Source organism: Streptomyces sp. NPDC034099 (genome assembly GCF_055575415.1).
On the sequence record NZ_JBVISR010000008.1, the window covers coordinates 237,062 to 250,982 of the forward strand.

General features: G+C 72.6%; 14 protein-coding genes. 3 read left to right on the forward strand and 11 right to left on the reverse strand.

Annotated elements, in window-relative coordinates:
• Positions 1-18 precede the first annotated feature (18 nt).
• Positions 19-744, forward strand: coding sequence for a dipeptidase PepE (gene pepE / locus ACZ56V_RS23725; protein ID WP_467380044.1), 726 nt, complete (start codon positions 19-21; stop codon positions 742-744).
• 54 nt (positions 745-798) lie between these two features.
• On the opposite strand, the gene ACZ56V_RS23730 is transcribed toward pepE, so the two are convergent.
• Genes ACZ56V_RS23730 through ACZ56V_RS23755 form a run of 6 tightly spaced genes read right to left on the reverse strand, consistent with a single transcriptional unit; the run spans position 799 to position 6,856 of the window.
• Positions 799-1,674, reverse strand: coding sequence for a phosphogluconate dehydrogenase C-terminal domain-containing protein (locus tag ACZ56V_RS23730; RefSeq protein ID WP_468944988.1), 876 nt, complete (start codon positions 1,672-1,674; stop codon positions 799-801).
• Positions 1,674-2,474 carry a sugar phosphate isomerase/epimerase family protein gene (locus ACZ56V_RS23735; protein WP_468944991.1) on the reverse strand — a complete coding sequence of 267 codons (801 nt, stop codon included), beginning with the start codon at positions 2,472-2,474 and terminating at the stop codon, positions 1,674-1,676. The genes ACZ56V_RS23730 and ACZ56V_RS23735 overlap by 1 nt, the downstream gene beginning before the upstream one ends.
• The gene (locus tag ACZ56V_RS23740) at positions 2,474-3,253 is read right to left on the reverse strand and encodes a triose-phosphate isomerase family protein (RefSeq protein WP_468944994.1); all 780 of its coding nucleotides are present in this window, start codon (positions 3,251-3,253) and stop codon (positions 2,474-2,476) included. Before ACZ56V_RS23740 ends, ACZ56V_RS23735 begins: the two co-directional genes overlap by 1 nt.
• Positions 3,253-3,750 carry a ribose-5-phosphate isomerase gene (locus ACZ56V_RS23745; RefSeq protein WP_356369249.1) on the reverse strand — a complete coding sequence of 166 codons (498 nt, stop codon included), beginning with the start codon at positions 3,748-3,750 and terminating at the stop codon, positions 3,253-3,255. The genes ACZ56V_RS23740 and ACZ56V_RS23745 overlap by 1 nt, the downstream gene beginning before the upstream one ends.
• 11 nt (positions 3,751-3,761) lie before the next feature.
• Positions 3,762-5,492 carry a dihydroxyacetone kinase family protein gene (locus ACZ56V_RS23750; RefSeq protein WP_468944998.1) on the reverse strand — a complete coding sequence of 577 codons (1,731 nt, stop codon included), beginning with the start codon at positions 5,490-5,492 and terminating at the stop codon, positions 3,762-3,764.
• Positions 5,489-6,856 (reverse strand): MFS transporter, encoded by a 1,368-nt coding sequence (locus ACZ56V_RS23755; protein WP_398908647.1) that lies wholly within the window; start codon positions 6,854-6,856, stop codon positions 5,489-5,491. The genes ACZ56V_RS23750 and ACZ56V_RS23755 overlap by 4 nt, the downstream gene beginning before the upstream one ends.
• 236 nt (positions 6,857-7,092) lie before the next feature.
• Between ACZ56V_RS23755 and ACZ56V_RS23760 the strand changes: the two genes are divergently transcribed.
• Positions 7,093-7,854 carry a FadR/GntR family transcriptional regulator gene (locus ACZ56V_RS23760; RefSeq protein WP_356369255.1) on the forward strand — a complete coding sequence of 254 codons (762 nt, stop codon included), beginning with the start codon at positions 7,093-7,095 and terminating at the stop codon, positions 7,852-7,854.
• A 92-nt stretch (positions 7,855-7,946) separates the two neighbouring features.
• A complete protein-coding gene (locus tag ACZ56V_RS23765; RefSeq protein WP_398908645.1) occupies positions 7,947-9,170 on the forward strand; it encodes a cytochrome P450 in 1,224 nt (407 codons plus the stop codon).
• A gap of 15 nt (positions 9,171-9,185) precedes the next feature.
• Here the strand turns inward: ACZ56V_RS23765 and ACZ56V_RS23770 are convergent, their stop codons facing one another.
• The 5 genes from ACZ56V_RS23770 to ACZ56V_RS23790 form a co-directional block, all read right to left on the reverse strand.
• Complete coding sequence (locus ACZ56V_RS23770) at positions 9,186-10,448, reverse strand: cytochrome P450 (protein WP_398908643.1); 1,263 nt, start codon at positions 10,446-10,448, stop codon at positions 9,186-9,188.
• Positions 10,445-11,119: a GTP-binding protein gene (locus tag ACZ56V_RS23775; RefSeq protein WP_467380034.1), complete on the reverse strand. Its 675-nt coding sequence runs from the start codon at positions 11,117-11,119 to the stop codon at positions 10,445-10,447. Before ACZ56V_RS23775 ends, ACZ56V_RS23770 begins: the two co-directional genes overlap by 4 nt.
• Positions 11,100-11,456 carry a DUF742 domain-containing protein gene (locus ACZ56V_RS23780; protein ID WP_468945005.1) on the reverse strand — a complete coding sequence of 119 codons (357 nt, stop codon included), beginning with the start codon at positions 11,454-11,456 and terminating at the stop codon, positions 11,100-11,102. Before ACZ56V_RS23780 ends, ACZ56V_RS23775 begins: the two co-directional genes overlap by 20 nt.
• Positions 11,453-11,872 carry a roadblock/LC7 domain-containing protein gene (locus ACZ56V_RS23785; RefSeq protein WP_171986992.1) on the reverse strand — a complete coding sequence of 140 codons (420 nt, stop codon included), beginning with the start codon at positions 11,870-11,872 and terminating at the stop codon, positions 11,453-11,455. The genes ACZ56V_RS23780 and ACZ56V_RS23785 overlap by 4 nt, the downstream gene beginning before the upstream one ends.
• Before the next feature lie 146 nt (positions 11,873-12,018).
• Positions 12,019-13,749: a sensor histidine kinase gene (locus ACZ56V_RS23790; protein WP_468945008.1), complete on the reverse strand. Its 1,731-nt coding sequence runs from the start codon at positions 13,747-13,749 to the stop codon at positions 12,019-12,021.
• Positions 13,750-13,921 lie beyond the last annotated feature (172 nt).

Genomic DNA, 13,921 nt, shown 5'->3' on the forward strand with positions numbered 1-13,921 from the left:
TCTGCGAGGACCGACCCCGTGAATCTGCTGCTCCTGTCCAACTCCACCCAGCACGGCCGCGGCTACCTGGAACACGCCCTCGACACCGTGACCGGCTTCCTGCCCGCCGGGGCCCGGCTGGCCTTCGTCCCGTACGCGCTGGCCGACCACGACGCCTACACCGCCCGGGTCCGCGGCGCGCTCTCCGGCGCCGGGATCGAGGTGCGGGGCGTGCACGAGGGCGGCGACCCGCTCGCGCGGCTCGGTGAGGCGGACGCCGTGTTCGTCGGCGGCGGCAACTCCTTCCGGCTGCTCACCGCGCTGTACCGCACGGGGCTGCGGGAGGCGCTGGTCGAGGCGGTGAGCGGCGGGCTGCCGTACATGGGGGCCAGCGCCGGGACCAACATGGCGGCGCCCTCGCTGCGCACCACCAACGACATGCCGATCGTCGAGCCGCCGTCCTTCCAGACGCTCGGTCTCGTCCCGTTCCAGATCAATCCGCACTACCTCGACCCGGACCCCGGCTCGACGCACAAGGGCGAGACCCGCGAGCAGCGGCTCACGGAGTTCCTGGAGGAGAACGACGTGCCCGTGCTGGGCCTGCGGGAGGGGTCCTGGCTGCGGGTCGAGGGCGTCAGGGCCGTGCTCGGCGGCGAGCGCGACGCCCGGCTGTTCCGGCGGGGCACGGCGCCGCGCGAGCTGGCGGTGGGTTCGGACCTGTCCGAACTCCTGCGCGTGCGGGCGGAGTTCGACACCCGCGCCTGAGTACGACGGCGCCGGAGGTCCGTGCGGATCTCCGGCGTCGCATGGGCGGGTGGGTCAGCGCCTGATCTCCTTGATCTTGAGCATGCGCGTGATGACCTTGTCCAGCTCCTCGTCGTCGAAGACCTTCTTCCAGTCCTCGCGCACGATGGACTCACGGCCGTAGTCCATGGCGATCAGGCAGGCGTCCGAGAAGGGGTTGGAGCCCTTCAGGGTGTTGGCGAGGGCGACCTGGGTGTGGCCGAGCAGCATCGCGCGGGCCGCCTTCTCGGGGACGCCGACGGTGTGGACCGTCTCGTGCAGGGCCTCGGTGAGCAGGGCGCCGACCATGCAGGCGATGGTCTCCACGAGGGTCGGCTCAAGGACGGCGAGCTGCTTGACGGTGACCCAGTGGACGTCGACGACCGGGGCGTACATGACGCGGATGACGGAGTCGGCCAGCTCCTGCTTCGCCGCGTCCCCGCCCTCGTAGGCGGCGACGACCTCCTGCGGGGCGGCGATTCCGCCGAAGGTGTCCTGCCACTCCTCCTTGGTGGTGCGCTCCAGGAACACCGAGGGGTGGCAGGGGTGGGCGCAGGCGTAGTGGATGTCCTCGCGGGTGAAGAGCAGTCCGGCGTAGGCGGCGGCCGGGTCGAGGGTCAGGACGACGGTACCCGGCTTCATGAGCGGCACGAGTTCCTCGGAGACCTTGCCGAGCACCACGTCGGGCACGGCGAGGACGACGACGTCCGCCTCGGCCGCGGCGGCGGCCGACTCGGTCAGTTCACGGCCGAGGGCGCGGATCAGCTCCTGCCCCTTGGGCGAGGCCTCGCTGAAGAGCACCCGGAAGTCGCTCTCGACCAGGTTGTTGGAGACACGCTGGCCCATCTTGCCGGCGGCCCCGATGACGGCGACGGTCTGCACGGCGGCGCGGGTCTGGATCTCGGTGGCCATTACTTGCTCCTCAGGAGGGTGTTGATGCTGTGCTGCGTCCACTGGTGTTCGAGCCGGGCGGTGGCGTCGTAGCCCTCCTCCTGCCACGGGAGCCAGTGCTCCACGATCTGGTTGATGCCGCGCTCCTCGGGACGTGCGGCGGCGATCATGCCGTCGTAGTCGAGGAGGCCCTCGCCGAGCGGGCAGCCCGCGTAGGTGAAGCCGACCCAGCCGTCGCGGCGGGAGAAGGCGAAGTCCTTGACGTGGATGTTGACCGTGTACGGCGCGGCGGCTGCCACGACGTCGGCGGGGCGTTCCAGCCGGGCGACGCTGTTGCCCGGGTCGAGAACGATGCCGAGGTGCGGGTCGTCGACCGCGCGTACGACGTTCACCAGGTCGTCGGTGGCGACCTGCTCGTAGGTCTCCAGGCCGAGGGTGACGCCCGCGTCGGCGTAGCGCGGCACGGCCTCCTTCAGGAGGGTCACCGCCTCGGTGGTGTCCGGGCGGTGGTCAGCCGTGTTGAGCATGGAGCGGACCAGGGGCACGCCCAGGTCGCCCGCCATGTCGAGGTACTTCAGCAGGTGCTGGGGGCGGATGCCCCGAGTGCCGAGTTCCAGGGTCAGGCCGAGGTCTTCGGCAGTGGCGCGGAGGTCGGCGAGTCGCGCGCGGTCGTAGGACTCGATGGGCGCGTAGTCGCAGATCTGGAAGACCTGGCCGCCGAGTCCGGCCGTGTCCCGGAGCATCTCCGGCAGGCTCATGGGCTCGGGGGCACGGGTCGACAGGCGCCAGAAGTAGGCGTAGGTGCTGATGCCGTAGGCCATCACGCCACCCCCGCCGGGGACGGGGAGCGGATCTCGTCGAGGACGGCCTCGACGTTGGCCGGGTCGTGGGCGAAGCGGCCGAGGAACAGGCCCTCGGCGGTGCCGGCCAGGCGGGTCAGCAGGCCGGGGCCCGCGCTGCCGCCGTAGATGACGGTGGAACCGGCGTGCCGGGGATGGGCGTCGAGCCAGCCGCGCAGGGCGGTGCACACAGCCGCAATGTGGTCGGCGCAGGCGGGCTCGGGGGCTCCGATGGCCCACTGCGGCTCGTAGGCGAGGACGACCGCGCCCCGCAGCCCGCTGAGCAGGCGCTCGACCTCGGCGACCGTGCGGGAGGCGGCGTCGGCCGGATCGGCCTCGTCGCGTTCGCCGACGCACAGGACTGGGGTGAGGCCGTTGCGCAGGGCGGCGGCGGTCTTGGCGGCGACGACGGTGTCGCCCTCGCCGTACAGGCGGCGGCGCTCGGCGTGGCCGACCTCGGCGTAGCGGCAGCCGATCTCCTTGAGGACGGGGCCGCCGACCTCGCCGGTGTAGGGGCCGCTGTCCTCGGTGGCTATGTCCTGGGCGCCGAGGGCGATGCCGTAGGGGGCGAGGATGCCGGTGGCGGGGACCAAGGCCGGGAAGGCGGGCAGGACGAAGACGCGGGTGGCGCCGGAGGTGACGGCGGGGTGGCGTTCGGCGAGGGCGGCGATCCGGCGGGACCAGTTGAGCGTCTGGTGGTGGCCGAAGTACATCTTGAGGCTCACCCCCAGCAGCACGGGTGCCGGTGCGGGGGCGGGCATCAGGCGGCCGCCCCGTCGTCGGCCGGGCTCGCGTCGACGGCGCTCTCGTAGTCGCTCATCAGCTGGACCTTGGCGGCCGACGCCGAGCCTTCGTCGAAGCGGTAGGTGAGCCACTCGGCGGCCAGGCGGCGGGCGAGTTCGAGGCCGACGACGCGCTGGCCGAAGGTGAGCACCTGGGCGTTGTTGGAGAGGATCGCCCGCTCGACGGAGAAGGAGTCGTGGGCGGTGACGGCGCGGATGCCCTTGACCTTGTTGGCGGCGATGGCGACGCCGAGGCCGGTGCCGCACACCAGCAGGGCACGGTCGGCCTCGCCGCGGGCGACCATCTCGGCGGCGGCGATGGCCACCTTCGGGTAGGCGGTGTGGCCGTCGGCGTCGACGCCGACGTCGGTGACCTCGGCGACCAGGGCACTGCCGCGCAGGTCCTGCTTGAGGGCTTCCTTGTACTGGTGGCCGGCGTCGTCGGAGCCGACGACGATACGGAGCTTGTCGGTCATGGCGGCTTTCCTCAGTGGTCGAGCAGTGCGCCGTGGACGGCGCGGGTGATCAGGGCGAGTGAGTGGGCCCCCGCGTCGGGGGTCCCGAGGGATTTCTCGGCGTGCGGGCGGGCCCGCCCCCTGCGGGGCAGCAGGTCCGCGGTCGCGGCGGCGGCCGCGGCGGCGCCGGCGGCGGCCCGGTCCCAGGCTTCGGTGAGGCTCAGCCCCTCGGCCGTGCCGGCGGTCAGCGCGTCGGCGAAGGGGACGAGGACGTCGACCATGGTCTTGTCGCCGACCTCGGCCCCGCCCAGCCCGCGCACGGCGGTCGAGGCCGCCTCGACCCCTTCGGCGACCCGGGCGGCGTCCGGGGCGTCCCGGTCGCCAAGGGCCGTGCCCAGCGAGCGCAGGATGCTCCCCCACAGGGCACCGGAGGTACCGCCCGCCTTGTCGGCCCAGGCGTCGGCAGCGCGGGTGAGGACGGTACCGGCGCCCGCGCCGAGCCCGTGGGCGTCGGCGGCGGCACGGTGGGCAGCGGTGGAGCCGCGCCGCATGCCGATGCCGTGGTCGCCGTCGCCGGCCACGGCGTCGATGCGGCCGAGTTCGTCGGCGTGGGCGTCGACGATGCGGGCCACCGCCTCCAGCGCGGCCAGCACGGTGGCTGCGGCCCGGCGGGAGTCGTCGGAGGCCACGGGTACGGCGGTGTCCTGGGCGACGGCGGTCACGGGCGCCGGGTCCTGGTCCGGCTCCGGTGCGTCGAGGGCGCCCTTGCGGTAGGCGGGCGTGTCGGCCGGGGCCCGCCACAGCTCCTCCAGCCCGTCGTCCAGCCAGGTCAGGGTCAGCGAGACACCGGCCATGTCGAAGCTGGTGACCAGTTCGCCCACCTCGGGATCGACGATCTCCACACCGGCTGCGCCGAGCAGGGCCGCGACCTTGCGGTAGACGACGAACAGTTCCTCGTACTTGACCGAGCCGAGCCCGTTGAGGATGACCGCGGCGCACCGGCCCGCCGGGGCGAAGACGTCCGGGGGGAGTTCCTTCAGCAGGGTGTCGACCAGCAACCGGGCCGCCTCGTCGGCGGTGGGCAGGGCCTCCTCCCCGATGCCGGGCTCGCCGTGGATGCCGAGGCCGACGGCCATGCGGGCCTCGGGGACGGTGAACAGGGGGTGATCGGCGCCGGGGAGGGTGCAACCGGAGAAGGCGATGCCGAAGGAACGCGTGCGGGCGCCCGCTCGTTCGGCGACGCGCAGCACTTCCTCCAAGGACAGGCCCTGCTCGGCCGCGGCGGCCGCCGCTTTGAAGACGGGCAGGTCACCGGCGATGCCGCGGCGCTTGGCGGACTCGTCGGGACCCGCGCTGGAGATGTCGTCCGCGACGGCGAACGTCCGGGTCTCGATACCGTCGGCGGCGAGTCGCTCGGCGGCCTGTCCGAAGTGCAGGACGTCACCGGCGTAGTTGCCGTACATCAGCAGGACTCCCCCGCCCCCGTTCGCGGCAGTGGCCACGGAGTGGATCTGCCGGGCCGACGGCGAGGCGAAGACGTTGCCGACGGCGGCGCCGTGCGCCAGACCGCGGCCGACCAGTCCGGAGAACGCGGGGTAGTGGCCCGAGCCGCCGCCGATCACCACGGCGACCTGGCCGGCCGGGGTGGCGGTGGCCCGGACGACGCCGCCGGGGACCGGCCGGACCCAGCGCCGGTGGGCGGCGGTGAAGCCCTCCAGCGCCTCGTCGGCGAAGGCGGCCGGGTCGTTGAACAGGCGGGTCATCGCAGGGCCTCCTCGGCCTGGGGTTCAGGAGCGTGGGCCGGTTCGCCGGTGCGGTTGCGGGCGGCGAGCAGGATCATCAGCGCGGCGGACAGCAGCATGAAGAACCCGACGAGGTAGAGCGGCAGGTAGTAGGCGCCGCTCCAGTCCTTGAGCCAGCCGGTGATGTAGCTGGAGGCGAACCCGGCGACGTTGCCCGCGGTATTGATCAGGGCGATGCCGGCCGCGGCGGCGGCGCCGGTCAGGAAGCGCGACGGCACCGACCAGAAGACGGGCAGCGCGGCGAAGATGGCGCAGGCGGTCACAGTGATCACGGCGACGGTGGCGGTCGGCGAGCCCATGTAGAGGGCGAGGGGGATGGACACACCGCCGACGACGGCAGGGCCTGCCACGTGCCAGGTGCGGGTGCCGTGGCGGGTGGCGTGCCGAGTCCAGAAGAAGAGGACGACGGCAGCGGGCAGGTACGGGATCGCGGTGATCCAGGCCTTGTCCATGACGCTGAACGTGGTGTCGTACTGGTCCTGGAAGCCGTTGATGATGGTCGGCAGGAAGAAGGCGAGGGCGTACAGGCCGTAGACGAAGCCGAAGTAGACGGCGGCGAGGGTCCAGACGCGTCCGCTGCTGAAGGCCTTCCTGAGGTCGCCCTTGGCGTGCTTGCCCTCGTGGCCGGTCTTCCGGGCGTTCTCCGCGGCGAGTTCGGTGGTCAGCCAGTCACGCTCGGCGGGGGTGAGCCACTTGGCGTCGGCGGGCTTGTCGATCAGGTAGAACCAGGCGACGACGCCGAGGACGATCGCGGGCAGCGAGACGAACAGGAACATCACCCGCCAGCCCTCGAGGCCGAAGAGTCCGTGCCGACCGATCAGCCAGCCCGCCAGCGGGGCACCGAAGACCGTGGTCAGCGGCTGGGCGAGGTAGAACAGGCCGAGGATCTTGGTGCGGTGGCGGGAGGGCACCCACTGGCTCAGGAAGAGGATCGCGCCGGGGAAGAACCCGGCCTCCGCGACGCCGAGGAGGAAGCGCAGCGTGTAGAGCTGGCCGCTGCTACTGACCCAGGTGAACAGCAGGGAGACGATGCCCCAGGTCACCATGATCCTGGCCAGCCAGCGGCGGGCCCCGAAGCGGTGCAGGGCCATGTTGCTCGGGACCTCGAGCACGATGTAGCCGAGGAAGAAGATCCCGGACGCGAAGCCGAACTGGGCAGCGGTCAGGGCGAGGTCCTGTCCCATACCGTTCGGTTCGGCGAACGAGACGGCCGTGCGGTCCAGGTAGTTCACGAAGAACATCAGCGCCACGAAGGGGACGAGGCGGACTGAGACCTTCTTGATGGCAGTTCTCTCGACTGCCGCGGATGGCGCTTGGGCACCCATGGGCGACTCCTCGGCTCGCCCGGACAACTCCGTCCGGGGTGGGTCACTCCGGGTGGTCCGCCACAGGGGCGGCCGACCGGTTCGTGTTCACGCTAAGCCTCCGGATCAAATTGGTCACCAATTTACCAGTGTGGTGAGCGTCATAGCTCTCCGAGCACCCCAACTCTTGACAAACCACACCCGAGAGAGCGATGAACTGCCTGGTCAGCGGAGTGAGTACGGCATCTGGTTGACTGGTGACCGTGACCAGTCAGCCTGATCAGCACAGCTCCGCCGACGCGCCCGACCTCGCGCGGCTGCTGCGCCCCGTGGTGCGCGAGTCGTCCGTCAGCGAGGTCGCCAAGCGGCTCCTCGACCACCTCTCGGCCGGTGACATCCGGCCCGGCACCCGGCTGCCCGCCGAGCGGCAGCTGGCCGAGGCCCTGGGGGTGGCGCGGTCCAGCGTGCGCGGCGCCCTGTCGGCCCTGGACGTCCTCGGGATCATCGAGATCCGTCCCGGCTCCGGCTCCTACGTCCGCGAAGGCACCTCGGAGTTCCTGCCCCGGGCGATCAACTGGGGCCTGATGCTGGGCCAGCGGCGCACACAGGACCTGGTCGAGGTCCGCACGTACATGGAGGGCGTCTCGGCCCGGCTCGCGGCGGAGCGCGCCACCGACGCGGACGTGGCCAGGCTGGAGGAGCACCTCCAGCACATGCGCGACGCGGGCGGGGACGTCACGGCGTTCATCGACGCCGACATCGCCTTTCACCTGGAGACGGCCCGCATCGCCCGCAACACCGTGCTCAGCGACATCCTGCACAGCATCCGGGCGCTGCTCCAGGTCTGGATGGAGCGCGTCAGCGACATCGAGGGGACCGTCGGCGGCACGCTGTGCGAGCACGACGCGGTACTCCAGGCCATCCGCGCACGGGACCCGGAGGCCGCGGACCGGGCGATGGCCGAGCACATGCGGATGGCCAGCGCACGGCTGCGCGCCTCGGTGGACGGCGTGGCCTGACCCGGTGACGACCGGACCGCCGCGCGGTCTGTCGAAGGTGGCGCGTCGTCAATAGCCTGGGGCGGCCATGCCGTTGTCGATCGAGGAGTCCCATGTCCACCGCGCAGCAGGTCCCCGACATCCTCTCCCCCGAGTTCGCGGCGAACCCGTATCCGGTCTACCGGATGATGCGGGACAGCGCTCCCCTCATCCGGCACGAGGCCACCCAGAGCTGGATCGTCTCGCGCTACGAGGACGTGGAGCGCGTCTTCAAGGACCGCGGCGGGCAGTTCACGACGGAGAACTACGACTGGCAGATCGAGCCCGTGCACGGCAGGACGATCCTCCAGCTGAGCGGCCGGGAGCACGCGGTCCGGCGCGCCCTGGTCGCCCCGGCCTTCCGCGGGGCCGACCTCCAGGAGCGGTTCCTGCCGGTGATCGAGCGCAACTCCCGTGAACTGATCGACGCGTTCCGGCACACCGGCCGGGCGGATCTGGTCGCCGACTACGCGACCCGGTTCCCCGTCAACGTCATCGCCGACATGCTGGGCCTGGACAAGGCCGACCACGACCGGTTCCACGGCTGGTACACGTCGGTCATCGCCTTCCTCGGCAACCTCTCCGGCGACCCCGCGGTCGCGGCGGCCGGTGCGCGCACCCGGGTGGAGTTCGCCGAGTACATGTTCCCGGTCATCCGGGAGCGGCGCGAGAAGCCGGGCGACGACCTGCTGTCCACGCTGTGCGCCGCCGAGGTGGACGGGGTCCGGATGAGCGACGAGGACATCAAGGCGTTCTGCAGTCTGCTGCTCGCGGCGGGCGGCGAGACCACCGACAAGGCGATCGCCGGCATCTTCGCCAACCTGCTGGCCCACCCGGAGCAGTTGGCGGCCGTCCGCGAGGACCGGAGCCTGATTCCCCGCGCCTTCGCCGAAACGCTGCGCTACACCCCGCCGGTCCACATGATCATGCGCCAGACGGCGACGGACGTCACGCTCAGCGGCGGCACGATACCCGCCGGTGCCACCGTCACCTGCCTGATAGGGGCCGCCAACCGGGACGAGAGCCGCTACCGGGACCCGGACCGCTTCGACATCATGCGCGACGACCTGACCACGACGACCGCCTTCTCGGCCGCGGCCGACCACCTCGCCTTCGCGCTCGGCCGGCACTTCTGCGTCGGGGCGCTGCTGGCGAAGGCCGAGGTGGAGACCGGGGTCGGACAACTGCTGGACGCCATGCCCGACCTGCGGACGGAGGACGGCTTCGAGGTGGTGGAACGGGGCGTGTTCACCCGGGGCCCGCAGTCGCTGCCGGTGCGCTTCACCCCCGCGGCCTGAGCAACGGCACGGCCGTCAGGCCACGACGGGGGTGAAGAGCGTGGGCAGGGCGGTCAGGCCGCGCATCCAGATGGACGGTCGCCAGGCCAACTCCTCGGGCTCGACCGCGAGTACGAGGTCGGGGAGCCGTTCCAGCAGGGTCTCGACCGCGGTGCGGGCGATGACGTCGGCGAGCAGGGGTGCCGGGTACGGGCACCGGTGCTCGCCGTTGCTGAAGGACAGGTGCGCGGAGTTCTCGGCGCCGACATGTGCCTCGGGCCAGAGCTGCGGGTCGGTGTTGGCCGCGGCGAGGCCGAGCACGAGGCAGTCACCGGCCCGGATCTGCCGGCCGCCCAGCTGGGTGTCGTTGACGGCCCAGCGGCCGATGAAGTTCTGCGTGGGGGTGTCCAGCCACAGCACCTCGTTGAGGGCCTCCCCCACGCTGAGGCGGCCGCCGGAGACGTTCAGGGCGAAGCGCTCGTCGGTGAGCAGCAGCCGCAGGGTGTTGCCGATCCAGTTGGCGGTGGGCTGCTGGGCGGCGGCGATGACGGAGATCAGATCCTGGACGACCTCCTCGTCGGTCAGTCCCGCGGGGTGGGTCAGCATGCGGGAGGTGACGTCGGGTCCTGGCCGCTCGCGCTTGTGGCGGACCAGGTGGTGGATGCGCTCGCCCACGCGCGTGTACGCGGCGACCGGGTCGTCGCCCTCGGCCGCGTCGAGGGAGACGCGCAGGTCCTCGACGAGCTGCCGGGTCTCGGCGCCGGTGTGCGGCATCCCGCACATACGCACGGCGGCGCGCATCGGCAGGGGGTGCGCGTAGCCGCTCATCAGCTCGGCCCGGCCGCTGCCGGCGAAGGCGGCGATGAGCCGGCCGGCGAGCTGCCGGCAGTCCCGGGCCAGCTCGAACTGGTCGATGCCGGCCAGCGCCTGGGTGATGACCCCGGCCCGCCGCCGGTGCTCCTCGCCCTCGGCGAACAGGACCGACGGCTGATGGCCGACGTAGGGCAGCAGGGGCCAGTCGCGCGGGATGCTCCCCCACTGGTTCCATCGGCGCGAGTCCCGGGCGAACAGCTCGTCGTGGCTGGTCACATAGCTGACCTCCGGGTAGCCGAGGACCAGCCAGGCGGGGATGCCACCGTCGAGGAGCACGGGGGCGACGGCGCCGTGTCGGGCCCGCAGCCCCCGGTACAGGTCCGACGGCGTCTGCTGGTACTCCAGTCCGGCCAGCGGCACGGCGTCCGGGTGCGCGGGGCAGCCCGGTGCGGCGACGGGGTGGGGTGACGGGTCGATGTCGGTCACGATGCGCTCTCCTGGGCCAGGGCCAGTTGGTAGAGGTGGTCCACGAGGGTGACCAGCACGTTCTTGCCCGAGGTCCGCACCCGCGCGTCGCAGTCGATCAGCGGCACGTGCTCGGGCAGCGCGAGGGCCAGCCGGATCTCGTCCAGGGAGTGCCGGGCGGTGTCGTCGTCGAAGCGGTTCACGGCCACCACGAAGGGAGTGCGGTGGTTTTCCAGCCGGTCTATCGCGTACCAGGAGTCGTCCATGCGGCGGGTGTCGACCAGGACGACCGCGCCGAGGGTGCCGGAGAACAGCCGGTCCCACAGGAACCAGAAGCGTTCCTGGCCGGGGGCGCCGAACAGGTACAGCACCATGCGGTCGTTGAGACTGATGCGGCCGAAGTCGAAGGCCACGGTCGTGGTGGTCTTGGCCATGACCCCGCCGGTCTCGTCGACGCCGACTCCGGCCTGGGTCATGACCTCTTCGGTGTTCAGCGGCCGGATCTCGCTCACCGAGCGGACGAGGGTGGTCTTTCCGACTCCGAAGCCGCCCACGACGACGATCTTCAGCCCGGTCTCCGCGGCGTCGGTCAGGGGCTTGCGGCCGGAGACCCCGACGGCGCCGGAGGTCGTGGTGGCCCCGGAGGCGGTGGTGGAGCCGGAGGCGGCCGGGTCAGAGGTTGCGGAGCCCATGGAGCACCTCCTGGAGAAGGACGGTATCGGGGTGCGACGCGGCGGTCCGGCCCAGGCGCGGGTGGCGGGCGGTGACGGATCCGGTGGCGAGCAGGTCGCCGAGCAGGATACGGACCACGGTGATCGGCAGGGTCAGCTCGGCGGCGATCTCGACCACGGCCGTGGGGTGCCGGCACAGGTCGAGGATGCGGACGTGTTCCGACTGCATGCCGGCCGACGGCCCGCACTCGGCGACCACCAGGGTGACGAGGTCGAACGAGTCGTCGGCGCGGCTGCGCCCGCCCGTGACCGTGTAGAGCCGGTCGGGTGCGCCGGTGTCCACGGGCCTCCGCGTCACGACGAGCTGCCTCCGGGGACGGCGTGGCGCGGCTCGGCCCGCAGGTGCTCACCGATCTGCTCGACCAGCTCGGTCATCTGGTGGCCCACCACGCCGGGGTCGGCATCCTCCACCGCGACGACGGCCAGGTGCGCGCCCTCGCCCGCCTCCACGATGAACAGCAGCCCCCCGTGGAACTCGGTCATGGAGTGCCGGACGCCGCCGGTTCCGTTGCCGAACTCGACGGAGGCGCCCTGGGCGAGAGCTTGGATGCCCGAGCAGATCGCGGCGAGCTGGTCGGCCCGGTCCTGGGTCAGGTGTTCGGTCCAGCAGAGCTTGAGGCCGTCGCGCGAGAGGACGAGGGCGTGGCGGGTGCCGGGGGTGCGGTCCAGGAGGTTCTGCAGGAGCCAGGTGAGGCTGTTGTCGGTGGTCTGCATGGTGGGTGCGGGGACGGTGGTTCCGGGTACTGCGGTCACCGGCCCGTTCCTCCAATCTCACGAGCGACACGGGCAAGAGGGGCGAGCGGGCCCCGGTACGGGGCCGTGCGGCGCGGTGCGGTTGCGATGCGGGCGCGGTCGGCCGCCTAGGCCGGGGCGGGCGGTTCGGACTCCGGCGCCCCGCCGGCCGCTCCGGACCGGCGTCCGCGATGGAAGGCGCCGAAGCTGGCCCCGGCGTCGCGGGAGGAGGAGGCGGCCGGGTCGACGGGCGGCCGCTGGTGGTCGCGGCGTTCCCGCTCGGCGTCCGCCTCGGCCATCGTGCGGCCCGGGGAGCGCACGGGCAGGCCGCCCGGTGTGGCGGGCGCGGGTCCGGGGTGCGGCGCCGGTTCGGGCAGGCCGGTCCGCTCCGCCGGCCGGGCGTCCGGGACGCGCCGGGTGAACGCCGGGGCCTCTGCGGCCGGGGCGGGGCCGGGGACGGTGGAGGCGCCGCCCCCGCCGAGGGTACGGCCGGTCAGTGGAGGTCCCGGGTCCCGCTGCTGGGCGAGCAGTTGGGGCGGCACCAGGACGACGACGCCCGTGCCGCCGCGCGACGAGGGCCGGTAGCTCACGCCGACGCCGTACTTGGCGGCCAGCCGTCCCACCACGGCGAGGCCGAGGCGCGTGCCCTGCAGCGAGGCGAGGTCGTTCATCCGCCCCGACACCGCCTGTTCGGCGTGGCGCATGGCGGCGTCGGCCATCTTCAGACCGCTGTCCTCGATGGTGACGACGATTCCGGCGGTACGTTCCTCCACGTAGACGTGGACCTCGTCGATGGGCGGCGAGAAGTTGGCGGCGTTGTCCATGAGTTCGGCCAGCAGGTGCATGACGCCCTCGGCCGCGTAGCCGGAGATCGCGGCGTCGGTCGAGCAGTGCATCCGCACCCGCTGATAGGCGGCGATCCGGCCGACGGCGCCGCGCAGGATGCTCTCCATCACGATGGGCCTGTTCCAGGCCCGGCTGGAGCGCCCGCCCATCAGCAGGGCCAGCCGGTCGGTGATGAGGCCGAGCTGCGAGGTGCCGTGGTCCAGGCGCAGCAGGTCTCCGAGGACTTCTTCGCCGTGACGATCCTGCATGTCCCTCAGGTCGGCGAGCATGCTGACGGCCTTGGCCTGGACGCGGCTGAGGGACCTGGCGGCGGCGGCCTGCGCGGCGGCGGTGCGCCGTTCGCTGTGGGCCAGTTCCCGGACGAACAGCTCGGCGCAGGCGCGGGTCTGTGCTCCCCGGGGCCACTCCAGCTCGGCGAGGACGTTCTCCGCCGAGGTGCCGTCCCGCAGTTTCTCCACCGCGGCGGGCAGGGTGCTGTGCGTCAGGTGTTCCAGCTCGGCGGTGACCCGGCGCGTCTCCCGCACCGCCTGCTCCCGCCGGGACTCGGCGTCCGCGGCCTGCCGTACGGCGTCCTGCACCAGGACGGCGAAGCTCTGTACCACCTGACGCAGGTGGGGGCCGGAGGCGGGAGCGGTGTGGGCGACGGCCTCGTCCGCGCCGGTGCCGTCGCGCACTTGCTGCGCGATGCCCGGCAACGCGACGTTGACCAGGTGCACGAGCCCGGCGTTCTCCTGCGCGAGCTGGGCCTTGAGGGCGCTGACCTCCGTCCGCCGGGCCGCCGCGGTCCGGCGCGCCCGTCCGATTAGGTGGGAGCCGAGGACGACGGACACCGCGACGCACAGCCAGGACGTCACGGCGAGGGTGGCGGTCCAGCTCCGGGCGGCCTCGGGAGCGGCCGCCCAGGCGGCACCGGCGGCCGCGGCGGCGGCCGGCAGCACGAGCAGGGCGACGGCTGGGGTGGAGCGGCGGGGTTTCTGCGTCCGGGGCGGGGTGGGGGGTGCAGACACTGACATTCCGCGGTCCCTCGGGTCCTTGAGAGCGGGGAAAGGGCCGGTCGACCTGGGTCGGCCGCGGGCCGGAGCCGTGCCACCGGCGAGTGGTGATCACTCCGGCGGGCTTGCGGCTCATGCTAGTCACCGGGTTGACCGCGCATGCCGGACCAGCGGCGGACCCCACCGAGGAGCG